This is a genomic window from Halovenus anhuiensis, assembly GCF_037080055.1.
Taxonomy (GTDB): domain Archaea; phylum Halobacteriota; class Halobacteria; order Halobacteriales; family Haloarculaceae; genus Halovenus.
This window is the reverse complement of record NZ_JBAOJI010000002.1, coordinates 142,536-167,459: the sequence shown is the minus strand read 5'-3', so window position 1 is coordinate 167,459 and position 24,924 is coordinate 142,536. Positions and strand designations below refer to the sequence as shown.

The window sequence follows — 24,924 nt, the reverse complement described above, 5'->3', positions numbered from 1 at the left end:
CTGATAGATCAAAGGCAGTCCCAGGCACCCTGCCAATCTGGGTCTGCGTCCGCGACAGCACAGGGTCAGCAGATTGCCCCTGATACCGGTCAAATTCTCGGCATCCTCAAGAACGCAGACAGACCCCTCCGAGTTGCAGATATAAACGAGCGCGCTAACCTGAGACCAATAGTCGTCCGGCAATCACTCGGTGATCTCATTGACCAAGGCCAAGTATTCTCTACCAATGACGACCCATCACGGTATTACCGCGCCTGTATGACGGCCCCTAACAGCTCCGACAAGACCCAAACAAAGAGGTAACACGAGAATGTCGAAGATTCCATTCACTGGTCTCACGAAGCGCTTACAACCGCTGGTTGAACGCTTTGCAGATCCCGATGAAGCGGACTTTGTTCCACCGCGGGCGAATGCTGACCGCTTCGATCTCTCAAGCCCGCTAGCAAGTGCATACTTGGATACTCACGCTGAGATACGACTCTGTTTATCGTCTGTGGATACGTATCAGCATCACTTGCGCGAATTCATAGTGTACCTTGAAGGGCACTCAGTTACGGTTCTCACCGCTGAACTGACGGATATCATTGAGTATATTGAATGGTGTGTTGAACGTGGTAATCGACGGTCTACAATTGAAGGGAAACTCACTACGATCACGGAATTCTACAAGTTCATCCACCTCCGCACAGAAGCCGACGAAGCCCTTGTCTTAGACCCATTAGAACTCGAAACAATCGACCTTAGCAAGTACAACACGCCGCCAAAAATCCAGCGGGAGCCTCTTAGTCGTGAAGAAGTCCGCCGGTTGTATGACGCAATGGACAGTTACCGAAATCGATTGCTGGCAGTTGTCGCCGTTGAGACTGGACTACGGAATTCCGACCTGCGTGAATTACGTATGCAGGACGTGGCGTTTGATACTCTCCTGATTCACGTCCGTGATCCCAAAAACACCAAGCCATATGATGTCCCGATCAGTCGTGCATTAGGACTTGAGCTTGAAATCTGGTGTGACGAATATCAGCCCGCATATGGTGGGGGCTACGAAAGCGAGTATTTATTCCCTGGACAGACAGCGCCGAAACTCAAAACAAATGGTGGCCTTAATCAGATCATCAAATCGGCAGCTGACGATGCTGGAATTCAAGCAGTCATTGATGAGTCGGAATTAACTCCAGCACAACAAGAAGCACTCAACACAAACCAAGAGCGTCGTCAGTGGCATCGCGTGACCGTGCACACGTTAAGGCATTCGTGCCTAACGTTGATGAAACAAGACGGGGTCCCGCTCCAGTATCGGCAATTAGTCGCTAATCATACTGACCCATCGACAACTCAGAGCTATTCACATGGGCAAGAAGAGGAGTTCGCTGCTGTGCGCGATCAGTTCGAACCACCTCGATAATTCTCGCTCCTTCCCCAGCAACAACTCCCAACAGCATCCCTATATCGAGATTTAAAATGGCATAGTGGTCACTGAGTACCCATTCCAGATGCAAGAAGTCGGTGTCTTGCAACCAAGATGGGAACTGAGTGCCCACTGATTTGGGGTGCAAAGCCATCTAATATTCAATACACCCTTACGTATTCCACTTATCGCTATCAGCATCGGCATTACCATGGACAAATTGGCGGACAAAATCTTCGTAATCAACCCCCTCGTACGAGTAGCTCTGTTTTGTCGTCTTGATTGAATCATGGTCAAGTGCAGCAGATCGGACTTCTGTCGGGGCTCCTGCTTTTTCTAGCATATAACTGAACGTGTGTCGCAGGGTATGAGTCGTGACACGGCGCTGTTTCACAGACTCAGCGGAGACGCCGTTCTCTTTTTCGGCTGGCGTTGGTTCCCGCTCCACGAGAACCTCTTGAATCCCGGCTCTCTTTGCTGCTGACTTTACTATTGTATTTAACTCGTTGCCTGAGATCTTCTCTTGTTGTGAACTTGGGAAGAGGTATCCATCATCTGCGCTAGGAGCACAGCCTCCTCGCTCAACGTATATCCATCGTTCAAGTTCCAGTCCTAATTCGTTACTGATAGGCGCCGTATAGGTGCCACCTGTCTTAGTATTATGTAACTCAACCTTATTTTCATTTAGATCGATATCATTGATACTCAGTAAGCGGAGGCTCTCGTTTCTCGCTCCCGTTTCGACGCACACGAGAATCATGAGTCGATCCCGCGGGTTATTAACAGCAGCGGCTAACTTCTCAACTTCAGCTGGCTCAAGCGGTTCGATTTCGACTGATTCGCGCGCTTGGAATTTTTCCACGTTGAGTTCACTCAGCGCAAAAAGATCAATCTCCGTCTCATTAGTAGTGTCAAGTCGAATGAATTTGTAGAGGTTATTAATCGCGGTGAGATCCGTCTTTAGCGTGTTTTTTGCGAGTCTGATTCGCGTCCGATGTCGCAGATACTCTTTGACATCCCCGACCTTAACGACGAGTACATCACTTTTTTTATCCGTGAGATATTGTACAAAGGATCGAAGCGCGGTTGCGTAGCGCTCCGCTGATGAGTCCTGTATCTCAACGCCGGCGACTGTGTGCAGATATTTGTCACACAGGGGATGGCCGGTTTGCAACGCGGGTCGGTTGGTTGTTGTCTCCGTAGAAGAGCTAGACCGAGTATTTGCTGATGACGTTTCAGCAGAAGTGTCGTGTGAGTCGGAGGCTGTGCGTGTTTCTGTGTCTGACGACTTGCTTTGCTCGACGAATTCGTCAAGCGTTCTGTTCTCGGATGAGTTATTAGACATAATTTCTACGTTCTGTTATCGATCTGGTATTTCGTCGGCTGTTCGCTGTTCTTTTGCTCGATGAACTCTTTACTGAGTAGTTCGTCAATAGCTGCTTGGATGGCCATTGAATCTGCATCAAGCCGGTCGTTTACCTCTGAGAAGGTGAGACCCTTCGGCTCAGCATTTAGCAGACACTGATGTACAGTTCGTTGAGCGTCCATGTCACCAAGAGTCTCCGATGACTCTGTCGCGGCAGGTTGTCGGGCGTCCGGTGTTGTGTGGAGAGGTTGTGGGGCGGCGTTCTCTTTGGTTGTCTCTTCAAGCTCGTCAACTCTTTCAATGAGGTCTTCAAGTGTTGTTTGGACCTTCTCGATTGCAAACTCGTCGTATCCCTCGCGTGTGCGGATGTGATCCTGTATTGCACAACGGAGGAACTCGCTTCGGTTGCCGGTATAGTACTTTTTTGCATATTCCGTGAGTTGGTCGTCAAGAGACTCAGGAAGTGTGAACTTTCGTCGAACGATTGGTGTGTCCGTATCACTCATAGTGAGTCACCTCGGACGAGGAGGTTCTCGGTGAGGCGAAAACCGACTCTACCCCAAAGATTTCTGAGACGATTTGGGGTAGACTGTTCTGGACGACCGACTGAGATAGATGATTGAATGTTGTTTCTATGAGGGTCGATTACAGATTTTTCGCACATCACAATCAGGGCCTTGTGAGGTCGGATTGCTTCTCGTTTCTCCTGTACTAAATCGATGTGCTCTTTCAAGTACCGAATTATGCCTTTGCTGTCCAGTGCTATTTTAAGTACTCTGTACAGGCTCAAAATGTGCGCTGTCAATGTGTCCTTCTTAAATTGGTTAGTTAGATCGTGTTGACCTACCTTTCTGTCCCGTATTGGTAGACTCCACTGTGGAATTGCGGGCGGAAGCAGATGGTGGCTCGTTTTGATCCTTCGCTTACTGTCACGCGAAATCATCTTCGACTGATATTCAGTGAACGGTTACTGAGAGTTCAGGCTCGGAAGGGGGGTGGAGAAAAATTTTATAAATTTCCATATCGCCCCAATATTCACCCCACCCCAATTTCCATATTTCCTGCATATTATGATAGAATATGGACCTAGAAGAGAATCGAAACCTGCAAAAATCTCAGCTCTATAAAAATGAGCGGAAGCTACTGGCAGGCCCCCCTCACGAGACCGATCTTGACCAGCAAACAAAAAATAGAGCTCGTCGTAATATTATCAATACACGCCTTCCAAACCTTCCGCAGCGGATACAAGCGCTTGTAGATGATGTTGCACTATTGTGTGCGGGGGGTTATCTTAATTCTGAACACTGGTCAGAGGGATGGGACGAAATCCTTGATATCCAACCTCGAATGCAATTGGAACGAGACTCCGAATTTGTAGACCCTCATACTTGGATGCCCAATACCCAACTTGACGACGAAGTTCGTCTTGGCTATACAGTAGGCCAGATGCTGCGCTCGCTTGGTTCGGTGGCAGGCGCAGATGTTGATTACGATGATCTGGGGTGGGGGTTTATATTAGGAATCTTTGGGGAATCCAGATCTGGTTTTGATAGGGAGTACCAGAAGACGTCTGACTTTTTGAATAATATGACAGAACGACTCTCCCAGAAGAAGAGTAGACAACAGTCTCCAGAGATGAACGAAACAGTCGAAATGGAGTCTATTGAAGAGGATCTTGGTCGCTATCGCTCTGGAAGACCTCTTGAATATAATAATCCTATTGACAAAAGGGTCCGCAGGGTTAGACAAGATATTGCTGAGGTTAACGCTATCGCCGATCGTGATATTGCTGAGGTTAACGCTATTGCTAATCGACTAGAATATGCTGACGTGCTTGATAGCGTCCTTACTGCTTCTCCTGACACCCTCAAAAAAGCCGGAAAATTGACTTCGCAAGTTCAGAGACACACCTCTCTTATTCATGATAGCCGGAGTGGGAATTTGTCCGCTGAAGACGTATTTCGCGAGGTCTGGAAAAAGAACAATTACTCTGTAGACCGAGACAGTATCAAGCAGGCATGCAATACAAGCAAAAAACAAGTTACCGAAATAATGAATAATCTCGGTAGCAATCCGACCTCTGAAAAATGGAAAAACGAGCCACCTCTTGTGAAAGAAGGAGGTGGCAGAGTAAATCCCGAGTGGTCCCTGACGGATCTAGGATACGTTATTGGATTTTCGATGTTTGAAGACAGAGGTATTGAGTTTGTGCACCGTGCTATTGCTCAAGTGATAACTGACCAGCAAGGACAGCACGAAATACACGACCGAATCTCTGGAAGTATGTCTGAGCTTGAGTAACTTAGCTCCTCTTTGATAGAGTGCCGCGGTTTTGCGAAAACGAATACACTTATATTTTTCTTGGATGGGGAGGGCGGCCGCGAATTCACCTTGACCATTCGCTAACCAAGTTCTGATGTCGGACTCGCTGAAAAATGACGGAAGCTCTGGTGACACGAACTTAATCGAAACGCCACGATGTGCTCGGATATCAACATACGATGGAGATCAACTTGGTGTGTGTCTATTTCTCACCACTGCTGATCTCCGCTCCCTCAGTGTTGATATTGAAAAGAGTGATTCTGCACTCGTTGAGTATCGCATTGACAAGGCAACAAGCCAGCTGACTCTCCAAACCTCAAGCGGTGATTGATTACGACCTCTACACGCGACACTCTATCCAATAAAAATGCCCGATCTTGGCCCCAACAAAACAACCGCGGTTACTTACCCCCCTGAATCACTCTACGAGCAGTGGTCAAACCATGCGGATGGTCTCGATATGGCCATTAGCCAGTATATGATCAGAATGGTAGAAGCTGGTAGGCAGAATATCAGTATGGATGATGCTTCATCTGAATCCATCCGCGAACTTCTACAACAGAAAGCAGACCTCAAACGAGAAATACAGCGGAAAGAACAGCGCATCCAAGATCTGGAACGACAGCTCCAGCATACCTCGCGGTCAAAGATCGTCTCCTACATTGAGGATAATCCAGGTGCCCGGATGCCAGAGATAACGCAGACAGTGGCTGACACTGTCCCGGGACGTGTAGCCAGCCATCTTGACGCGCTTGAAGGAGAACTAATCAAGCAACAAGCTGATGGGTACTACCTTGATGAGAGTGATGGGTAGTCCTCAGGATTCTCTCTTTGGACACTCCCTACAATCATGAGCCGGAGAAAAGGAACAAAGCCAGAACAGTTCGCGGGAGCTTTTCAGCAGTATAGTGAGATTCCACCACGCTATCGGTTGGAAACCTATACAGGACAATATCAAGCCCAAGACACCTGGGATCGGTACTGCAGCGAGATACTGCTTGAAGAATATGACTCAAAGCACATGCGGAAAGTAGCTCGGAAAGCAGGCGACTCGTGGCTAAGCCATATGGAGAAACAGGGCCGGCACCACGCTTTGGCAACTCCTCTTGATGCAAACTTGTGGTGTGAAAAGCTGCTTGATGGAGACCGTGTCCGCCGAACCTGCTACGAGCAATACTACGTTCGAGTATACCAATTCTACGATTATCTTAAACAAAACCACCAGCACCCACATCTTTACAATCCGTTACTACTTGCGGCGATTGAGTACGAAACCGCACGCAACCTCTGGATGTACCGGGTTGATGCTCGTCCGGAGGTGGTCTCGCGTGAGTAACGACTTGAACGAGACAGATCCCGGGCAAGAGACAGTAGATCCTGAAGAAGTTGAGAAACAGTATGCGGCCGCGTTTGACAAACAAACCGACCCACTCGGTCAATACAGCAAGAAGTTTCAGCGGCTTCCTGATCCGTTTGAGTTTTTCATCACAAACGTCCTTCATAACCGGGGCAGCATCACCGACGATGACACACTTCTCCACTATCGACGAACATACGACCAATGGCGTGAACACGTTGATGCAATTACTGACGGCCGTCATCCAGCGTGCCCGACACCGAAACACGTCCAACGATTTATCGAATGGAGGCGTGACATCCACGGGAATAGTCGGCAAACGATCAAGGGAAAACTCTCGCGGCTCTCTCAAGCCTATGAATACTGGCAACAGAAGTCGATGTTCCCACACCCGCCAGACTGGAACCCAATTGAACTCGGGCGAAAAGAGACAACTCTTGGTGAGAATAGCAACAAAGACTACCATGACCTGTCTCTCTCAGAACTCCAATTGCAATTTAGCCACATCACCAATATACGCCGTCGAGCCATTATTGGTGCGCAGTTAAAAGAGGGGCTCCGAGCAGGAGAGGAATGCAACCTTCGCATTTCTGAGATCCATATTAGTCATCAAGAATTGCAAAAGCAATACCCAGAACTCGGTACACATCCAGCAATCGGAGACAAGAAAGATGTCCTATACATTCCTCATGACCGAGATGGCAACAAATCCTCGAATCCTCGGCTTCTACCCATCGATGAAGAACTACGTTGGCTCTTGCTACGGCATCTACTGACGCGTCCGCAAGTTGACGAACCCTGGGTGTTTCTCTCGAAACGGACTTTCACGAAAATGGTACCACAAGGAGTGAATAAGGAATGGAAAGAAGCGTTCCATCCAAAATATGCGGAGACGGATGACTCCGCCCCGATCACGAGTCACTATGGCCGCCACTGGTTCAGTTCATACTGGCGGCTCGTCGAGGGCCTGGAGCGGGAACACGTTCAGTACATGCGCGGCGATCGCGTCCAGCCCCTCGATGATTTTCCAGACTCGATCGATGACTATCTTCATCCGAACTACGATCTCATTGAGTCTGCCTACCGACAAAATATATTCAAACTCAATATCTCACTGGAGCATAGTCAGCTTGATTGAGTGACGTTTGGTCAATAAATCAGCTCCTAAGTTTACTCATCTCTCCAGAACAGTTGTTGTATGGCCTCCGAGCCAGTATATCTAAACGGATGGCTGCCCTGGGCCAGATATGACGCGCTCACGATGGCTTGCGGTCTGCGGTTTCGCTTTCCTCCTCGTACTATCTGGTTGTGCTGGGTTGCCGAGTGATACTGTTAATGACACTGAAGCCCCCGAAACAAACCCCGGCAAGAATGATTTCGAGGCCAATGGCACTGTTGCTGTCCATAATATCAACGTCGGCCAGTCAGTCTCGACGTTAGTCGTTGGGCCGACTGGCGAGACAATGTTAGTTGATACCGGTCATTTCAACGATGACGGTGAGTACGTACTTTCCTATCTGCAACGCCACGACATCAATCGGATTGACTATCTCGTGACTTCCCACAACGATGCTGATCATATCGGTGGGAATGCCGCCGTCATCGAATATTTCGAGACCGAAGCTGATGGTGTTGGCACAGTCTACGACCCAGGGATTGCAGCCAATACGAACACCTACGACGAGTACCTTGACGCCGTCGAAGAACACGGTGTGCAACTGATCAGAACACAGGATGGCGATTCCATCCCGCTTGAGAATGTTGATGTCCAGGTCCTCGGTCCACCAGAAGAGTATCTCAGTGGTGAGAATCGCAACGACAACAGCATCGTCCTCCGGTTTGCGTACGGACAGACGAGCTTTCTCTACACGGGCGATGCTGAGGAGGCACAGGAATCGTACCTCGTCGAAGAATACGAGTCAGCGCTGGATTCGACAATCTATAAGGCGGGACATCACGGCAGTAGCAGTTCCAGTAGCGACGAACTGCTGGACGCAGTGGACTCGCGGGCGGCGATCATCTCCAGTGCCTATAACTCCCAGTACGGACACCCGCACGACGAAGTTCTCCAGAACTTCGCCGACCGGTCGATCGCGACCTACTGGACGGCCACGCACGGCGATGTCGTCTTCATCTCGAATGGCGAGGGCGTCTCGATTCGTACACAGCAGACAGCGCCGACTGACGCGCTGTCGCTGCATGATGGCGAGCCAATCGAACCAGGCACGGACAGTGCAGTGAGTGAACGCGAACAGATTGGTGCTGACCCGAGCGAGGACTCGACAGATACGGGCACCGACTCTGACGACGACAGTGACGCGGGGGGTGGTGGTGAATTTACCATAGAGACAATCAATGCCGATGCAGAGGGTGACGACCGGGAGAACCTCAACGACGAGTACGTGGTCTTCGAGAACACTGGTGACGAGTCGCTGGCACTGGGTGGCTGGACGGTCGCAGACGAAGCGGGCAAACAGTACACGTTCCCAGCCGCGTTCACACTGGATCCAGGGGCGACAGTGACGTTGCGGACTGGGAGTGGAGATGATACATCGACCGATCTCTACTGGGACGCTGGCAGTCCAGTCTGGAACAACAGCGGCGATACTGTTATTGTGAGAACTAGTGATGGTGAACGTGTACTGATGGAGGACTACTCATGATTCCCGACGGACAATATACGGCTGTGGTTGACCGGATCGAAAATGGCCTCGCAGCCGTGCTCCTCGAAGAGAATGGGACAGACGCCTACGAATTGCTCGTCGAGCCAGCAGAGTTGCCCGAGGATGGCCAGCACGCCGATGCAGTGCTGAATATTGAGGTTCGGGGCGAGGAGGTGGTTGAGGCACGCTACGAGGCGAGCGAGACAGAAGAGCGACTGGAGTCAGCACAAAGTCGATTTGATCGACTCTCCAAGCGACCGCAATCGGACGATGATAACTAGTCGGAATAGTAGTTATTCTTCAGAGACACTCTAACAGGAAAGTGATAGTATTTGGCTGCCGTGCAGTCACGATACCTGAGAACTGCTAGTGGTTACTGAATGCGAACTCGCGGCGTCTTGATCACCTCTCCCTGAAATTGAAGCCTCTTCCCGGAGAAATTATATCAGATCTATGCAGGTAGTGAAAGTTGGATGTCCTTATTGCGGTAGAGAAACATTCGCGATGATACCTGTAGATGCGAGGTTAGGACTGGTACACCGAAATTTGGTCGAAACGGATCAGTGTGAGCAATGCGGGTGTACAAATTGTGGAGGTGTGTTCTATGTACAATATAGTTAGAATTCTTCAACAGTCTCTTCTTGATCAACCCCCCGCGTGGGGAGTTGAATTGATCGGAGTCCTTGCTTCCTCAATTCTCTCAGCACTTCTTGTTCTTATTTATTGGAGGATGTATCGTGTTCAAAAAAGCCAAAATGAAATTCAGCAGTCACAAACAGATATCATGGATATACAGAGTAAAATTATGGCCGCCTCATTTACGCCAGATGTCATAGTCAAGGATACTTTGACAGAGGGGGACACCGTCAAAATCAATATCTCGAACCAAGGAAGAGGGCGGGCTAAGAACTTCAGGGTTAGTTGCCAACCCTATGTAACGGATAGTAAAGGAAACTATCGACCGGCTTGGGAGGTAGATGGACCGTGTTTCCGACCAGTTGTAGTTCCACTTTCCAGATGTGATGACCCCGGGTCGGGAGATGCAGAGTTGTACAAGGGAACCGTAAAATTAGGATATCCCGACTCTGGAACTACAAGTTTCTACTTTTCCGAGGCGATAAACCAATTAGGACAGATCGAGCGGGATAGAAAATTTGGGGCTGAATTATACCTTATTTATGATAGCGAAATTGGAGACAGGTTTGTTCAGAGAATTAAATGCATAAACGACTTTGAGATTGATACTGGAGTAACACTTGAAAAAGCGATTCAGAACTGTACTAACAAAAACTCGATAATCGATTCATTAGACTAAATTTTACTGTGTTCTCGAATATATGACTTTGAACCGGTGACCGTTTGGACATCCTGCATCGCTGCCTTCCGTACTTGCAGACCCCTCTTTGAGTACCTTAGAGATCTCTGCACCCCTAGGTATTGTGACCGAGGTTTGAACGCTGCAGTAGGGACAAGCAACACTCCGGACAGCCATGTCGTTAAATGCTATTCGGTCCATCTCATTAAAATCCCTCATTTAATTGGTTGTTAGAAGTGACCAGAAAATTCTATGCGATTATTCGGACTCTGACTGTCGATTTTAGCAACCTTGGCGACTACTAGTAGTTGCTGAATGTGGAACGCCCATAGCCGAAAAGCTCCGTAGATCAGATAATCAGGTACCGGTCCCGACGATTCCAGACAGCCACCAGTTCACTCATCAGTCGGCCAGGTATCTGGCAGACGCGACAATGTTGCCTTGATTTTGAAATCGTCTATTCCAGTCTGCTCTTGCAACCAGTCTGCAGCCTCGACGTGGGCGTCCTGTCCGTTCGGAATATGTATGCCATCTGGAGACTGCACGATGAACGGAAGTTCAAGTACCTCTTCTTCGAGAACGCGTTCCATCTCGTCGTAGTCCTCCGTCCTTGCGACCAGTCGAATCAACTCTTCGGCTGGAATCGGTGACCCCCACGAATGACGACGAGCAAGTTTCCAGACGAATCTCGCCGCTGCATCCGACATTTTCCTGTGCTTCGTACCGCGTATAATTGTATCTATTCAAATTGAATAGTCACATATGTCCAATGGATTTAACACGGCATAGACGCTAGACTGAGACACAATCAGCGTGAAACTCTATGTCAAGTCAAAAATCACCACCGAACTCGGCCGATGATCTCTCGATGGACGACCTGCGTGACGAGTATCCAAGCGGCTGGCGGATTCTCGTCCAAAACGAGAGTATCGGCTACATTCTTGACGCACTGATGGATGCGCTTCCGGGTTCAGAGTTCACGAAATCAGAGCTTGCAACCGAAGCAGGTGTCAGCCGCCAGTCGGTGTACACGCATCTAGATCTGTTGCTGGTTCTGGGCGTCCTCGAACCGGTCGAAGATTCCTCCCCTGAGCGATATCGTGTCGACAGCGACAGCGAACTGCTTGACTTGCTTCATCAGGTGAATGGAAAAGTCAATAAACGACTGTCTGAATAGTCGAGAGCGACTGATCGGCTGCCATCGAGTATCCTTATTCGGTATCGTCCAATTATCCATCCTTTTCAATTACCCACTGATTAGACGGACTGAACGGTTGCGTAGATGTAGCGAACCATGGGATGGAAACGGCGGGTTTCAGAATCGTTCAGGAAGTGAACGAATGTAATCTAAACGTATATTGCGAAACCGACCGTCGTCTTGCGATTTGGCCCGTGAAATCTGCTATGGGCGCTGCAGGCGCTCGCTCGCACGACGGATAAATCCCATTTCAGGGCGCGAGGCGGCCGAAATCTAGTGTTTGAGAACGGGGGAAATGGACTCCCATTTATATACGTTTGCGCCCATGCTGAATAGAGGGCGCGAGTGTAGCACCGCGGTGGACTCCGATTTGGACTACTTGTACTAGTCGGTTGCTGGAAGCATTCGTATCAGTTGCGGCGGGCAATCAGAAACAGAACCCCAATCAGTCCGAGTTGAACGAGTTTGTCTGTGGCGCTTATCAGCGTGATTTGATCAAAGTGTGTCGCAAGATAGTACACGGTCTGTGTCCCAGTGAATGGAATTCCGAGCTTGACGACCGTCAAGCGCCGGATGTTAGCGGCGACAGCGACGGTCCCGATGGCAAAGCCGACTCCAGCAATAAAAAGAGCGGGTGAACTCTCCACGACACCTAGCCACAAATGGATTCCTCCAGTGATCACAGCCAAAACAATGCCGATCAGGTGCAGCGCTGTGAGTGACTGAAGCGGACTCGACGAGGGTTCGGTATCGATTCCAGTCGCAGACATGGTCGTATTTAGCAGATTCGGCGAATTAAAGCTGTGGACCCGACATCGTGAGAATACCCGAATATTTCCACGATGTCGTCCTGTGAGATATCACGGCATAAAGTGACGCCCAGGGTACTGCAGAACAGCCGGCGTACTGTATCCAGTCACCGCAGTCATTCAATATACGGACTTGCCCCGATAGCCGGTCAGTGGGTATAGTCTGAAACAAGGACGCTGTGTTGACTAGACGCTCTGTATTCAGCACCTGAAACCTATCAAAAAGTAAAATATTGCGTTGATCGGCTATTGAGTGTCACTGTCGGCACCAATGGATACGTACGCAAACTCCTGTAGATGTCACCCGCCCGCCAATCGAACGAAAGCAAACTCTTCGTCCAGATCTCTAAAACCTCATAACAGGACCTACGTAAGCCAATTTTTGGAGAATAACTGACATGGGCGCTGCAGGCGCTGGCCCGACTGTCGAACGAATCCACTGTTAGGGCGTGAGGTAGCTGAAATCAGCGAGTACTAAAGACACCGAAAGACACAGTATACTGTGTGTGCATAGTTTTTCGCATGCCGACTATCACAGTCAATGTGGATGACAACCTGAAAGAGCGCATGGAGAAGCACCCCGAAATCAACTGGAGTGAGGTCACGCGGCAGGCCATCGAGGAAAAAATCGAAGCGCTCGAAGTTATGGACGAACTCACTAGCGAGAGCGAACTCACGGAGAGCGACGTGCAGGAAATTGCTGATAAAATCAACGAGAGTGGACGCAAGCACGTTGACGAGGAATCAGCGTAGACACAACTGATGAAGTTGGTCATCGACGCAAACATCGTCATCTCCGCACTCATCGCTGATTCGAAAACGCGAGAGCTCATCGTCACGCTCGAACCAAATCTCCTGACACCCGCGTTCGTCTACGACGAGATCGAAAACTACGAAGAGCTGATCGTGGAGAAATCTGGGATGGACCCGGACCGAGTAGAACAGTTCACTGACCTGCTGTTCCAGTATATCGAAGTCATCCCAGCCGACGATTTCTATCCGGCTATCTCATCAATCAACTCAAATCCGTCTTTGAACTGGATTCTGTTCTCAAACCCATTCGCTTCAAGTGCAGTAACGGTCCCCTCACCAGCGTCTCTATCGGTCGTTACGACACATGCGTAATCCGCGGGTCCACTGCCAAGATGTTCGACAGCGATGGCAGCAAGAGCAGCATCAGCCTTCTCAATTTGATCTTCATCCCGGTTTGATGAATGAGCAATAAACCGCTGTACGTCGTCCATTACCTGTGCAATAGTACTGTTCGTGTAATCCGGTTCATCGGCAACCGTCACCCAGCCAGCATCAATCGCACTGTTGATTGGTGTCTGCCCCGGCGTACTCCGATCAGGCGCACCACCGAGTTCGTCGTAGACACGCGGTAGGACGATAAAAGTGAGTTCGTTGCGCTGGGCAAAGCGTTTGAGCGCAGTGTACTTGTTGTTCTGCTGGCGACCACAGGCGATGAACAGGCCGGTGTCTGCGACCCACGCGACTGAATCGTCGTAAGGATCAAACGGATCGGTCATCCCTGCTGTGTCACTCTCCAGTTTTCGGTGGCTGGTTTCGCGCGTTCCGAATATCCTCGAAGTACGGGTCTATCTCTCTCATTTCGTGGACGACATCCCGGAGGGCCTGCAACACGGCAATGGCAAATGCGTGTTGCAGGTCGAGTTCCCGACCTGCAACTCGTTCCGAGATTTCGCCTTCTGCATACGGGACGGCATAGGTGAGCGCAGCGGCAAGCTTTCCGAGCCCATGACGTTCGATGAGCAAGTCGAGATCCTGATCCCGTGGCGACCGCCCGAATGCTTCGAGGAGGGTTGGAGTAATCGTGTACTCGTCGCCATCGAGATTTGCGGTGAGCGAGATTGGAACTGCTGTATACGTGTGTGTCTTCTGAGATTCATCTCGCGCTAGGACGCCGAGATCAACGAGCGTGCTCGTGTCCGAATACGCGGTCGTCCGGGGCATCTCTAACCCGGCGACGATTTCGTCGATGGTCACCTCGTCTTCACGGAGGATATACGTGTAGAGACGTGCCAGCCGTGGCTCTTCGAGCAACTGCGCGACTGACATGAGCCCATTGATCGCGCGTTCGGGGTCTCCGGCTGCTTTCGACATATTACATAATTCGTGTGTTGTGTAATAACGGTTTGGTTCAGAAAGGACAAACCCGGAAACCGTGACGGGATTTTATGCTCTGCCCGAAGAAGCAATTTGGTATGCATGCCGCAGCGATGCAGGACCACCTCCAAGATCGAATGTTCGAGATCACGCCGGAGGAATTCGAGGTTCTCTGCAAGATGGTTCTCATTCGGCGACTTGAGACGCCGGCACTGCAGGTAACCGCGTTTCGACAAGACGATGGGATAGATATTGAGGGTGTTATCGACGAGGGAATTATCAGGGCATACCTAGGCGTTCAGGTCAAACAATACGCAGAGGGGAATACGGTTAGCAACAACTACATTCAGCGGTTTCACGGGGCTCTGACGCAGGGCAACCATCAGGTTGGGACCTATATCACATCGAGTTCGTTTACTGGACCCGCTGTCGAGACCGCTGACGATCTACAGATCTGTCTCGTCGACGGAACCACACTCTCGCAGGGAATGGTAGACCGGCAGATCGGCGTCGAAAAAACGGGAAATACGTACGAGATTGACGACGAATTCTGGCAGGCGTTCGAAAAACCAACCGACAATGATCTCGTTCCATCGAAAGAAGTCCCTTTGGCTGATCGGTTCGACACGCTTCGGCTATTTCTCCGCGGCATCGAGGCAACGGACGGATCCAAACACGAGATACAGCAGTATGTCGCGGATGAGCTACAACAGGAGTTTGCTCCGAGACACTCCGACCTCTACGGCATTGCTGGGTGGTTGCTCGGATTTGTCCACAAGGACACGCCGAAGGAAGTAAACGGACGTAGCGTCCGATGTTGGGGGCTCACACGTGATGGCGTCGAATACCTCACGTTACACGATCAAGGGAATACAGACGCAGCTACAGATCGACTTATCGAAGCAATACGCAATGTGGAGATTGTACGACGAGTCTATGCCGAACTTGAGCGATCAGAGGAGTTGACGTACGATGAACTTCGAGAGGTCCTGAAAGTCGAAACAAGGCTCTCGGACTCCAGTGTCTCCCGGCGAAGTAGTACAGTTGCTACGTGGTTAGCAACACTTCCAGAGGTTGAGGAAAGACGAGACGGGCACAACAAGAAGTTCGTGAGGGTCTAAACTCAGATACGACGAACCAATTCTGGCGTTCGTTCCGATGGAGATGTAGCGAGCAGTGGCACAGAACGGTCACAATTCAGAATCGTTCGAGACACGAACGATGCGCCTCTGGTACAGATACCTAGAAAGTGCTGTCGTCTGCTGATTTACAGGCAAAATTTGCTATGGGCGCTGCAGGATTTGAACCCGCGGCATCTTGGTCCGAAGCCAAGTGCTCTGTCCAAGCTGAGCTAAGCGCCCGGCATCTTCTACAAACCAACGTCGGAATAAAAACTCCCCGGTTCGAACCCGGACCCGAGATGTGCCGATAACGAAAACTCATATATATAAGCTGGACAAGAGAGATAACAAGTAACAGACGGCGACGGGCGGGACCGCCGCCCCGTGTGTCACGAATTTACAATGTACGAGCTTGGACCAGAATTCGACGATAACACGCTCGAACCGGGGACGAATCTTCTCATTTCCGGTCCGGCACTGAGCGGTAAGCGTCGGCTGGCGTTCGAGGCGCTCGCTCACGGGGGAAACAACGGGGAGGGCAGCGTTATCGTCACGACACGAGACAGTTCAGATCGGGTCCTGACGGATTTCCAGTCGCTACTAACCGACCCTGACGAGACGCATCTCGGCATCGTCGACTGCGTAACGAAACATCAGGGTCGATCCGCAAACGACACCGCGCAGGTCAAATACACCTCCTCGCCGGTGGACATGACTGGCATCGGGATCAAATTCTCAGAGTTCGTCGAGGAGTTCTACACCGACCGCGGGGTCAAGCGCAATCGGGTCGCCGTCGACTCGCTGTCGACACTGCTGATGTACTCCGATCTCCAGACCGTCTTCCGATTCATGCACGTGCTCACCAGCCGTATCGAGGACGCCGACGCCATCGGGATTCACGTGCTCGAATCGACGGCCCACGACGCCGAGACGCTCAATACGCTCAAGCAACTGTTCGACGGTATCGTCACCGTCGAAGAGGACCGCAGCGTCACGATGCAACTGCCCGGAACCGCCTGAACAGGTCGGCGGAGCGGTATCCCTTTTTGCCTGGCTGTCGTTCGTTCTCTCATGGTTACAGTCGGCCAACAGGCCCCAGATTTCAGAGCGCCGACCTTCGTCGGTGACGGTGGCGAAATTGTCGAACTGGTCTCCGAGATCGACGCCCACGAGGCGGTCGTCCTGCTGTTCTCGCCGGCGGATTTCGTCGGCCCCTGTACTGCGGAGTGGGCCGCCGTTCGGGAGGCTGGCTGGCACGACACACAGGGGCTGGCTGTCCTCGGACTCACTGGCGACAGCCTGTTCAGTCACGCCGCCTACGCCGATCAGTACGAAATCCCATTCCCGATCATCTCCGATTTCCACGCTGGCATCGCCGATCAGTACGACCTCTTGCTCGACGACTGGGAGGGCCACCGGCACATCCCCGCCAGAGCGACGGTCGTGATCGACGGCGACTGGGAGATTCGCGCGGTCGAACAGGCCGATCCGCTGGCGGAGACATCGCCTGCACCTGTCGCGCACGCAACCCGAGAACTCGACGAACTCGGCTTCGATCTCACCCGGCCAGAGACAGACTACACCATCGTTCCCTGAATCACTCGATAACGAGCAGCACTGTCTCCAGTCGACCACGACGCATCTCCAGTCGTTTCGTCGGCTCCAATCCGAGCAGGTCATCACGCGCCGTATGGACGACGGCACGCCGACAGTCGGCGTCGGCCAGCCGATCCGCAAACTCCCGATAGAGCGAGTGAATATCGCCGCCGGTCCGGATGCCGAAGGGCATGTCCGTGAGCACGATGTCGGCATCGAGGGAGTGGCCCCGGAGATCTGCCGTCTCGAAGGCGATGGCATCACCGAGTCCAGCATGTGCTGTATTCTCGCGTGCATCCGCGACCGCCTGCGCATCGATATCAGAGCCGTGGATATCCAGCGAGAGATCTTCGGTTGAGCGGCGGGAGCGGTCGAGATCAACTCCGTCGGTGTCGAGAAACTGGAACGCTCCGAACGCCAGATCTGATTCGATTTCGGGTGGCCAGTCCAGCGTCGTCGCCGCGGCTTCGATCGGAATCGTTCCACAGCCACACATCGGATCGACGACCCGATCACCTGGCTGGCATTCCGCCAGCCGATACATCGCTGCGGCCATCGTCGGCCGGATCGGTGCCTCGTGTTCGGCCACCCGATAGCGACGTCGATGGAGCGACCGCTGGCCGGTCGTGTCGATTGTGACGATTACACGCTGCTCACGGACCAACACTCTGACGATGAGATCCGGGTCGTCCAGATCGACCGGCGGCCGCGTTCGCTCTGTAGCCCGATAGTTGTCGAGAATCGCTTGGCCGACCGCAGACTCGACATCCGGACTTCCGAACGGTTGGTCACCGCGGCGCTGTGCCCGGACGGCAACAGACTGCTCGGCGCCGAGATACCGCGGCCAGTCGAGTTCGTCGATCAGTGCGGTGATCTCCGCGAGCGTGGAACACTCGCTGCGGGCAACTTCGAGCAGCAGGCGATGCACCGTTCGCCCGCGGGCGTGCAGTCGCGGAATCAACGCTTCCGGACCCGCACACTCGATCATCCCCGGATACAGTGTCGACAGATCGCTCGCGCCGAGGTCGCGCAGTTCGCTCTGGGCGATCGGTTCGAGACCGCGATTCGTCGTGACGAGAAACCGCCAGCGGTCGGCCCTCGGATCGTGAATCCGCGTCACGGCGGGTGGTCACTCCTCCGCTGCGGACGGGCGACTGGTCGCCATCTCTGTCGTATCGGAGGCGTCTGACTCCACATCTTCGGGGTCCTCCGTCAGTCGCTCGGGATACTCGACATCTGCGAGAATCTCTTCCACGTCGAGGTTCTGCTCTTCGGCCAGCGCTTCGAGCAGCGCGCGCTGTTCGGCCTGTTCGCGCTCGATGTGATCGACCTGCTCGCTCGTTTGGGCGAGATCCTTCTGCAGTTGCTCGATCTTTTCCATGACCTCGTTGATCTTCTTGTAGGTCTCCTCACCGACTTTGACCACCCGCTGAATCTTCTTTTTTGTTCCGGCGATGTCCATACGAGGGCGTACGATGGGTGGCTTTGTGGGTGTTTCGGAGCGTGCGGCCCGCTGACGTGAGCTATTCGGGGTCGTAGTCGGTATCGGCGAGCAACTCCGAGGCGGTCAACAACGACTCCAGTTCGATATCGTGCTCGGCGAGGTTCTCGCGTGCGCCTTCCTCCCGGTCGACGACGACCAGTACGCGGTCGACGACTGCGCCAGCCTCCCGCAACGCTTCGACGGCGTCGATTGCACTCTGGCCCGTCGTCGCGATATCTTCGAGGACGACGACCTCCTCACCTTCCTCGAACTCGCCTTCGATCCGGTTGCCGGTGCCGTATTCCTTGGCGGATTTCCGGACGATCAGGTACGGCTGGTCGGCGGCGACACTCGTCGCGGCGGCGAGCGGTACGGCACCGAGGGCGACGCCGGCGAGTTTCCTGTCGACCCGCTCGGCGAAGGCCGAAGCGATTGCATCGAGACAGGCAGGATCGGTCTCGAAGACGTACTTGTCGACGTAGTAGTTGCTCGTCCCGCCGTGGGAGAGTTCGAACTCGCCGAACCGTACTGCGTCGGCTTCGCGCAACAGATCGATGAGCGACTGCGTGTCCATATCACGGCGGTGGCCCCGCGATTCCTTGGCTCTGCCGATTATGTGTTGGTGTGTTTGGTTTATCGGTAAGTGGTGTTTCGAGCGGGCGAACAACCAGAAAGCCCCCGTCCGCTTTCAGTCCCGCCCTATTGCTTGTGTCACAGGCCACCACGGGTGGGACTGAAAGGGGCGAGGCCCCCGAGTCGAGAGCCTCGGGGCTTTCTGGTTCTCCGAAAACGAAACTATTCGGTAACCAACTGAGACTCCCCCTCCCGAACACAACCACTATTGGCCCTGGGTTCACAACTCCACCTGAATGGAGGAATTCGGATCGAGTGGTGTGCGCGGCGTTGCACTGGAGACACTGACGCCGGAGTACGCGCTCGACCTCGCTGGGGCGGCGGGCAGCGTCTTCGCGGAGAATCACGACCGCGCCGCACTCGGTCGCGACACGCGCGAAACCGGGGGCATGTTCGCCGACGCCGTCGCGAGTGGACTCGCGAGCGTTGGCTGTCGCGTCGACCGCCTCGGTGTCGTCCCGACGCCGAGTCTGCAAGCCTACTGCGAGCGCGAGGGTGTGCCGGGCGTGATGGTGACGGCCTCACACAACCCGCCGGAGTTCAACGGGATCAAACTCTGTGGGAGCAGCGGCGTCGAACTGACCAGGGACGTTCTCGAAGAGATCGAACGCCGCTTTCACGACGGCTACGACACCGTCGACTGGCAGAAAAGCGGCCACTCCAACCACGTCGACGGCGCGAACCGGGCCTACCGCGAGGAACTGCTGGCGGCGGTCGACCGCGACCGGATCGCCGACGCGAATCTGACCGTCGCGCTCGACCCTGCCCACGGGGCCGGCGCGCTCACCAACCCGCAGTTGTTCCGCGAACTCGGCTGTCGCGTGCTGACGGTCAACGGCCAGCCAGACGGCCGGTTCCCGGGCCGGGACCCCGAACCAGTCAAAGAACACCTCGGTGATCTCGAAGCGCTCGTCGCCGCGAGCGAGGCTGATGTGGGAATCGCCCACGACGGCGACGCCGACCGGGCGATGATCGTCGACGAAACCGGAACGCTCGTCGAAGGTGATGCCGTCCTCGCGGCGCTGGCGGCGACACAACTGGAGGCTGGCGACACCGTTGTCTCGGCGGTCAACTGCTCGCAACGACTCGTCGATGTCGTCGACGAGGTCGGTGCAGGTCTGCATCTCACCCCCATCGGGAGCACCTATCTCATCACGGCGATTACCAAGTTGCAGGGCCGCGGCGAGCGCGTTCCCATCGCGGGCGAAGGCAACGGTGGGATCATGTTCCCCGACTACCGGGTCGCACGCGACGGCGCGTACACCGCCGCGAAGTTCTGCGAACTGCTCGCCGACCAGCCAGCGAGTGTAGTGCTGGAGCCGTACGGCGGCTACCACCAGACGCGGACGAATCTCGAATACGAGACTGACGCCGAACGAACGGCGATGGTCGACGCAATCGAACAGTACGCCGCAGCGGCCGATATCGAGGCCGACACCATCGACGGCTACCGCCTCGATTACGGCGACGCGTGGGTGCTCGCCCGGCCGAGCGGGACCGAGCCGATGATTCGCGTCTACGCGGAAGCCCGTGAGCAAGAGCGGGCCGAGTCCCTGCTCGACGGGATGGTCGAGGCTATCGAGCAGGCCTGACTGGACCCAGAATATTTTTGTGGGCGAGCGTCAATCATTCGCGTATGGCGTCCGATCCCCGCAGGCGACGGTTCGTCCGCGAACAGCCGCTGCTGTGGGGCTTTCACTTCTTTTGATGCGGATGGCGGAGCCGACCAGAATCCGGGTGAAATCCGGCGTGGCCGGTGAAACCGTCCGTGCGCGAGTGAGAACCGTTAACTGACTAACCCGCGGTGTATTCACCAACGAATCATGCAACTCCCCGAAGCACAGGTCGCGGTCCTCAAGACCGCCGACGCCGACACGGATCGCCCGATAACCGACATTGCGGAGGTGGCTGATCTCAAAGTCGAGACCGCCACCGGCGCAGCGCTCGCGCTCGAAGAGGAAGGGCTCGTCTCGATCACTGAGCGCGACGAAGAGACGACGATACTCACCGACGAGGGTCGCAAATACGTCGAGCAGGGCCTGCCCGAACTCCGTCTCTACAAGACCGCACTGGAAGCCGGTGCCGACGACGATCCCGTCTCGCTGGGTCGACTGCTCGGCGACGCCGGCCTCGAAGGTCCTGCGGTCGATATCGCTCTCGCGAACTTCGCCCGGAAAGGCTACGGCTCCGTCGACAGCGGCGATGTCTCTGCCGACCCCGACGCCCAGCCAGATGCCGACGAAGAACTCCGTGCGCTCGAATCTCTCGACGCTGACGAGGCAGTCGAGGACGGGGATCTGCTCGACCAACTCGAAAGTCGCGGACTCATCGACCGACAGGAATCGACGACCCGACTGGTCTCCGTCTCCGACGACGGCGTGACGGCGCTGATGGAGGGCGTCGAAGTCGCCGAGACGGTCGGGCAGGTGACGCCGGAACTGATCACCAGCGGCGAGTGGGAGAATGTCGAATTCGCCGAGTACAACGTCGAAGCCGAAGCCGAGGAGCCCGCTCACGGGAAAGAGCACATCCTCCGCCAGACCGCAAACCGCGTGAAAGACGTGTTGGTGGGGATGGGATTCAAGGAGATGGAAGGGCCCCACGTCGACGCCCAGTTCTGGATCAACGACTGTCTGTTCATGCCCCAGGACCACCCCGCGCGCACCCACTGGGACCAGTTCGATCTGGAGTCGCCCGACGAGATTCACAATCTGCCGGACGAACTGGTCGAGCGAGTCAAGTCAGCCCATCTCAACGGCGTCGGTGAGGACGGCGAAGGCTATCACTCGCCGTGGGAGGAAAGCGTCGCCCGATCGCTCGACCTCCGTGGACATACGACCTCGCTGTCGATGCGCCATCTCTCCGGATTTGCTGAGGGCGACCTCGAACCGCCGGAGCGGTACTTCAGCGTCGAGAAAGTCTACCGCAACGACACCCTCGACCCGACGCACCTGCTCGAATTCTTCCAGATCGAGGGGTGGGTGCTCGCCGAGGATCTCTCCGCGCGGGATCTGATGGGCACCTTCACCGAGTTCTACGAGCAGTTCGGCATCACCGATCTGGACTTCAAACCGCATTACAACCCCTACACCGAGCCGTCCTTCGAGCTATTCGGGACCCATCCCGAAACCGGCGAAATCGTCGAAGTCGGCAACTCGGGCATCTTCCGGGCCGAAGTACTGGAACCACTGGGTGTCGAGGCCGACGTGATGGCCTGGGGACTCTCACTGGAACGACTACTCATGCTTATGTACGGATTCGAGGACATCCGCGACGTGCACGGGACGCTGTGTGATCTTGAACTGCTGCGGGACGTGGAGGTGGTGTACTGATGCCCGTCGTCGACGTCGATCCCAACGAACTCCGACAACTCGTCGGTACGGAGAAAGACGACGACGAACTCCGAGAGGATCTGTTCGCGCTCGGACTGGAGTTCGAGGGCTGGACCGAAGACGACGAGTTCCAACTAGAGTTCGCGCCGGACCGCCTCGACCGTCTTTCCGTCGAAGGAATCGCTCGGTCGCTGCGGTATCAATACGGCATCGACCGCGGCGTCTACATCCCGAACACGAACAACGCCGAGTGGACCATCGAGGTCGACGGCCCGCCCGCGGAGCGCCCGTACGTGACGGGTGCGGTCGTTCGCGGGTTGGAGTTCAACGAGGATTCGCTGGACTCGCTGATCCAGATTCAGGAGAAACTGCACGCGACGATGGGGCGTCAGCGCGCGAAGGGCGCAATCGGTGTCCACGACCTCGTGGCGCTGAAAGGCACTGGCGGGACCGGCGGCGGGAAGACGATCCGCTACACGTCGATGGATCCCGACGAGGAGCGGTTCGTCCCACTTGAAAGCGACGAGGGCATGACCCCACGAGAAGTGACCGAATCCCATCACATGGGCTCGCAGTACGCCGACCTCGTCGAAGGCTTCGAGGAGTACCCGGCCATCTACGACGACATCGGACTGTTCTCGTTCCCGCCGGTGATCAACGGCCGCCGGACCGAAGTCTCCGAGGACTCTCGGGACCTGCTGATCGAGATGACCGGCACCGACCAGTGGACGGTCGATCACATGTGCAACATCGTCTGCTACGCGCTGTCGGCCCGCGGCGGCACGGTCGAGCGCGTCAACGTCGAGTACACTGAGGACACCCCCGGCGAGTACGCTGGCCGGACGCTGGATCGCCCGGACTTCTCGGTCAAGACGAAGACTGTTGCCCACGAGCGAATCGAGAGTATCATCGGCGTCGACCTCGACAGCGGCACGGTGCTCGACTGCCTCGAACGCGCCGGCCTCGACGGCACAATCGAGGACGAGGATGCCGAGGCAATCACCTACGAGGTGGAGATTCCGCCGTACCGCGTCGACGTGTTGCATCCGCTGGACGTGATCGACGACATCGGTCGGGCCTACGGATTCAACGACCTCGAACCGCGCTATCCCGATGTCTCGACCGTCGGTGGGCGACACGAACGCTCTCGACTCGAAGACGCGGCCCGGGACGCGCTCGTCGGTCTGGGCTTCGAGGACCTGCTGAACTTCCACATGATCTCCACCGAGGAGAACTTCGACCGACTGGGCGTCGACCCCGGCACGGACGTGCTGGGCGGCGGCAAACCAGTGACGATCCGGGAGCCGTACAGCGAGGCCTACGAGATTCTCCGGACGTGGGCGCTGCCCTCGCTGCTACTCGTCTTGGAGAACAACACCCACCGCGAGTATCCGCAGCATCTCTCCGAGATTGGACTGGCGGCCCAACTGGACGACAGCGAGAACACGGGCGTCGCCGAACACCAGACCGTCGCGGCCGTGCTCGCAGACACCGAGGCCTCCTACGAGGATGCCCGCGGTCGCCTGCAAGCGCTCGCACAGGCCTTCGATGTCGAACTGGAGACGCCGCCGACCGAGCATCCGACCTTCATTCCGGGTCGGACCGCAGAGGTCGTCCTCGACGGTGAGTCCGCCGGTGTGGTCGGTGAGATCCATCCGAAGGTGCTCGTCGAGCACGATCTGGAGTTGCCGGTAGCTGCGTTCGAGTTCAAGTTAGATGCGCTGCAGTAATCGCGAGTGAGCGGCCTTTTTGATCCACGTTTTTGCCGCGAGTGGTTGCGAGCGCAGCGAGCAACCCGAGCGGGAAAACGGTGGTCGCTTCTTAGTGCCCGATCCGTTCGCGACTGATCCGCGCGCCGGTCGGCGTGATGATAAGTTGGTCGTCGTCTTTCTGGACGATATCGCCACGGACCTCCTTGGCGACCTGTTTGAGTTCGTCCGTGATGTGTTCCATCGTCCGGTCCTGCGTGCTGTGGCGGGTAATGTCGGCGATGACGATGTTGCCGTCGTAGACCTCGTCTTTGATGTCGATGACATCCGACTTGTCGGCGATTTTGGCGATTTTGACCTCTGTGTCGGCTTCGACATCTTCGCCGGCCAGGTCGTCGGCGCTGAGTTCCACGTAATCCTCGGTCTGTCGGGTTCCACCCGATCCACCGAGTATCTTGCTCATGAGTCCCATACAACAGCAGGCG

General features: G+C 54.7%; 26 protein-coding genes, 1 tRNA gene and 1 pseudogene. 16 read left to right on the top strand and 12 right to left on the bottom strand.

Annotation, left to right across the window (positions count from 1 at the left end; translation table 11 throughout):
* Nucleotides 1–310: 310 nt before the first annotated feature.
* Nucleotides 311–1,405: a tyrosine-type recombinase/integrase gene (locus tag V8P86_RS06675; RefSeq protein WP_336326473.1), complete on the top strand. Its 1,095-nt coding sequence runs from the start codon at nucleotides 311–313 to the stop codon at nucleotides 1,403–1,405.
* A 175-nt stretch (nucleotides 1,406–1,580) separates the two neighbouring features.
* Here V8P86_RS06675 and V8P86_RS06670 read toward each other — a convergent pair whose 3' ends face one another.
* Entirely contained in the window at nucleotides 1,581–2,582 is a 1,002-nt protein-coding gene (locus tag V8P86_RS06670; protein ID WP_336326472.1) for a tyrosine-type recombinase/integrase, read from the bottom strand.
* 176 nt (nucleotides 2,583–2,758) lie between these two features.
* On the bottom strand, nucleotides 2,759–3,280 hold the full coding sequence (locus V8P86_RS06665) for a ribbon-helix-helix domain-containing protein (RefSeq protein WP_336326471.1): 522 nt from the start codon (nucleotides 3,278–3,280) through the stop codon (nucleotides 2,759–2,761).
* A 574-nt stretch (nucleotides 3,281–3,854) separates the two neighbouring features.
* Between V8P86_RS06665 and V8P86_RS06660 the strand changes: the two genes are divergently transcribed.
* The 6 genes from V8P86_RS06660 (at nucleotide 3,855) to V8P86_RS06635 (ending at nucleotide 10,431) form a co-directional block, all read left to right on the top strand.
* The gene (locus tag V8P86_RS06660) at nucleotides 3,855–5,075 is read left to right on the top strand and encodes a hypothetical protein (RefSeq protein WP_336326470.1); all 1,221 of its coding nucleotides are present in this window, start codon (nucleotides 3,855–3,857) and stop codon (nucleotides 5,073–5,075) included.
* Nucleotides 5,076–5,463: 388 nt separating this feature from the next.
* The gene (locus V8P86_RS06655) at nucleotides 5,464–5,910 is read left to right on the top strand and encodes a hypothetical protein (protein WP_336326469.1); all 447 of its coding nucleotides are present in this window, start codon (nucleotides 5,464–5,466) and stop codon (nucleotides 5,908–5,910) included.
* A 514-nt stretch (nucleotides 5,911–6,424) separates the two neighbouring features.
* On the top strand, nucleotides 6,425–7,591 hold the full coding sequence (locus V8P86_RS06650) for a tyrosine-type recombinase/integrase (RefSeq protein WP_336326468.1): 1,167 nt from the start codon (nucleotides 6,425–6,427) through the stop codon (nucleotides 7,589–7,591).
* Nucleotides 7,592–7,700: 109 nt separating this feature from the next.
* Nucleotides 7,701–9,116 (top strand): lamin tail domain-containing protein, encoded by a 1,416-nt coding sequence (locus V8P86_RS06645; RefSeq protein ID WP_336326467.1) that lies wholly within the window; start codon nucleotides 7,701–7,703, stop codon nucleotides 9,114–9,116.
* Entirely contained in the window at nucleotides 9,113–9,397 is a 285-nt protein-coding gene (locus V8P86_RS06640; protein ID WP_336326466.1) for a DUF3006 domain-containing protein, read from the top strand. The genes V8P86_RS06645 and V8P86_RS06640 overlap by 4 nt, the downstream gene beginning before the upstream one ends.
* 323 nt (nucleotides 9,398–9,720) lie before the next feature.
* Entirely contained in the window at nucleotides 9,721–10,431 is a 711-nt protein-coding gene (locus tag V8P86_RS06635) for a hypothetical protein (protein ID WP_336326465.1), read from the top strand.
* Nucleotides 10,432–10,434: 3 nt separating this feature from the next.
* On the opposite strand, the gene V8P86_RS18905 is transcribed toward V8P86_RS06635, so the two are convergent.
* Entirely contained in the window at nucleotides 10,435–10,608 is a 174-nt protein-coding gene (locus V8P86_RS18905) for a hypothetical protein (protein WP_442909377.1), read from the bottom strand.
* A gap of 218 nt (nucleotides 10,609–10,826) precedes the next feature.
* Nucleotides 10,827–11,138, bottom strand: coding sequence for a hypothetical protein (locus V8P86_RS06630; RefSeq protein ID WP_336326464.1), 312 nt, complete (start codon nucleotides 11,136–11,138; stop codon nucleotides 10,827–10,829).
* A gap of 116 nt (nucleotides 11,139–11,254) precedes the next feature.
* On the opposite strand from V8P86_RS06630, the gene V8P86_RS06625 reads away from it, so the two are divergent.
* Complete coding sequence (locus V8P86_RS06625; protein ID WP_336326463.1) at nucleotides 11,255–11,608, top strand: ArsR family transcriptional regulator; 354 nt, start codon at nucleotides 11,255–11,257, stop codon at nucleotides 11,606–11,608.
* Between the two features lie 431 nt (nucleotides 11,609–12,039).
* On the opposite strand, the gene V8P86_RS06620 is transcribed toward V8P86_RS06625, so the two are convergent.
* Nucleotides 12,040–12,399: a hypothetical protein gene (locus V8P86_RS06620; protein ID WP_336326462.1), complete on the bottom strand. Its 360-nt coding sequence runs from the start codon at nucleotides 12,397–12,399 to the stop codon at nucleotides 12,040–12,042.
* 561 nt (nucleotides 12,400–12,960) lie between these two features.
* Here V8P86_RS06620 and V8P86_RS06615 point away from each other — a divergent pair.
* Both V8P86_RS06615 and V8P86_RS06610 read left to right on the top strand, forming a co-directional pair.
* The gene (locus V8P86_RS06615; RefSeq protein ID WP_442909371.1) at nucleotides 12,961–13,191 is read left to right on the top strand and encodes an AF_0619 family ribbon-helix-helix protein; all 231 of its coding nucleotides are present in this window, start codon (nucleotides 12,961–12,963) and stop codon (nucleotides 13,189–13,191) included.
* A 9-nt stretch (nucleotides 13,192–13,200) separates the two neighbouring features.
* Nucleotides 13,201–13,446 (top strand): annotated as a pseudogene (locus tag V8P86_RS06610) (PIN domain-containing protein); the annotation flags it as partial.
* On the opposite strand, the gene V8P86_RS06605 reads toward V8P86_RS06610, so the two are convergent.
* Complete coding sequence (locus tag V8P86_RS06605; RefSeq protein WP_336326460.1) at nucleotides 13,434–13,967, bottom strand: PIN domain-containing protein; 534 nt, start codon at nucleotides 13,965–13,967, stop codon at nucleotides 13,434–13,436. The pseudogene V8P86_RS06610 and the gene V8P86_RS06605 overlap by 13 nt on opposite strands.
* Nucleotides 13,968–13,977: 10 nt before the next feature.
* The gene (locus V8P86_RS06600) at nucleotides 13,978–14,562 is read right to left on the bottom strand and encodes a DUF7437 domain-containing protein (protein ID WP_336326459.1); all 585 of its coding nucleotides are present in this window, start codon (nucleotides 14,560–14,562) and stop codon (nucleotides 13,978–13,980) included.
* A 101-nt stretch (nucleotides 14,563–14,663) separates the two neighbouring features.
* On the opposite strand from V8P86_RS06600, the gene V8P86_RS06595 reads away from it, so the two are divergent.
* Nucleotides 14,664–15,686, top strand: a complete 1,023-nt coding sequence (locus V8P86_RS06595) for a restriction endonuclease (protein WP_336326458.1) — start codon at nucleotides 14,664–14,666, stop codon at nucleotides 15,684–15,686.
* A 165-nt stretch (nucleotides 15,687–15,851) separates the two neighbouring features.
* Here V8P86_RS06595 and V8P86_RS06590 read toward each other — a convergent pair.
* Nucleotides 15,852–15,926: transfer RNA gene (locus V8P86_RS06590), tRNA-Arg, on the bottom strand.
* A gap of 162 nt (nucleotides 15,927–16,088) precedes the next feature.
* Between V8P86_RS06590 and V8P86_RS06585 the strand changes: the two genes are divergently transcribed.
* Together V8P86_RS06585 and V8P86_RS06580 are read left to right on the top strand one after the other, a co-directional pair.
* Nucleotides 16,089–16,706, top strand: coding sequence for an RAD55 family ATPase (locus V8P86_RS06585; RefSeq protein WP_336326457.1), 618 nt, complete (start codon nucleotides 16,089–16,091; stop codon nucleotides 16,704–16,706).
* 51 nt (nucleotides 16,707–16,757) lie between these two features.
* Entirely contained in the window at nucleotides 16,758–17,282 is a 525-nt protein-coding gene (locus tag V8P86_RS06580) for a redoxin domain-containing protein (RefSeq protein ID WP_336326456.1), read from the top strand.
* A gap of 1 nt (nucleotide 17,283) precedes the next feature.
* On the opposite strand, the gene V8P86_RS06575 is transcribed toward V8P86_RS06580, so the two are convergent.
* The 3 genes from V8P86_RS06575 to pyrE form a co-directional block, all read right to left on the bottom strand.
* A complete protein-coding gene (locus V8P86_RS06575) occupies nucleotides 17,284–18,402 on the bottom strand; it encodes a THUMP domain-containing class I SAM-dependent RNA methyltransferase (protein ID WP_336326455.1) in 1,119 nt (372 codons plus the stop codon).
* A gap of 9 nt (nucleotides 18,403–18,411) precedes the next feature.
* Nucleotides 18,412–18,744 carry a DUF5798 family protein gene (locus V8P86_RS06570; protein ID WP_336326454.1) on the bottom strand — a complete coding sequence of 111 codons (333 nt, stop codon included), beginning with the start codon at nucleotides 18,742–18,744 and terminating at the stop codon, nucleotides 18,412–18,414.
* A gap of 61 nt (nucleotides 18,745–18,805) precedes the next feature.
* The gene (pyrE, locus tag V8P86_RS06565) at nucleotides 18,806–19,339 is read right to left on the bottom strand and encodes an orotate phosphoribosyltransferase (RefSeq protein WP_336326453.1); all 534 of its coding nucleotides are present in this window, start codon (nucleotides 19,337–19,339) and stop codon (nucleotides 18,806–18,808) included.
* A gap of 295 nt (nucleotides 19,340–19,634) precedes the next feature.
* Here pyrE and glmM point away from each other — a divergent pair, with 295 nt between their 5' ends.
* The 3 genes from glmM (at nucleotide 19,635) to pheT (ending at nucleotide 24,460) form a co-directional block, all read left to right on the top strand.
* Nucleotides 19,635–20,990: a phosphoglucosamine mutase gene (gene glmM / locus V8P86_RS06560; RefSeq protein ID WP_336326452.1), complete on the top strand. Its 1,356-nt coding sequence runs from the start codon at nucleotides 19,635–19,637 to the stop codon at nucleotides 20,988–20,990.
* Nucleotides 20,991–21,221: 231 nt separating this feature from the next.
* The gene (gene pheS, locus V8P86_RS06555; protein ID WP_336326451.1) at nucleotides 21,222–22,730 is read left to right on the top strand and encodes a phenylalanine--tRNA ligase subunit alpha; all 1,509 of its coding nucleotides are present in this window, start codon (nucleotides 21,222–21,224) and stop codon (nucleotides 22,728–22,730) included.
* Nucleotides 22,730–24,460, top strand: a complete 1,731-nt coding sequence (gene pheT / locus V8P86_RS06550) for a phenylalanine--tRNA ligase subunit beta (protein WP_336326450.1) — start codon at nucleotides 22,730–22,732, stop codon at nucleotides 24,458–24,460. Before pheS ends, pheT begins: the two co-directional genes overlap by 1 nt.
* A 91-nt stretch (nucleotides 24,461–24,551) precedes the next feature.
* On the opposite strand, the gene V8P86_RS06545 is transcribed toward pheT, so the two are convergent.
* A complete protein-coding gene (locus V8P86_RS06545) occupies nucleotides 24,552–24,911 on the bottom strand; it encodes a cell division protein SepF (RefSeq protein WP_336326449.1) in 360 nt (119 codons plus the stop codon).
* Nucleotides 24,912–24,924 lie beyond the last annotated feature (13 nt).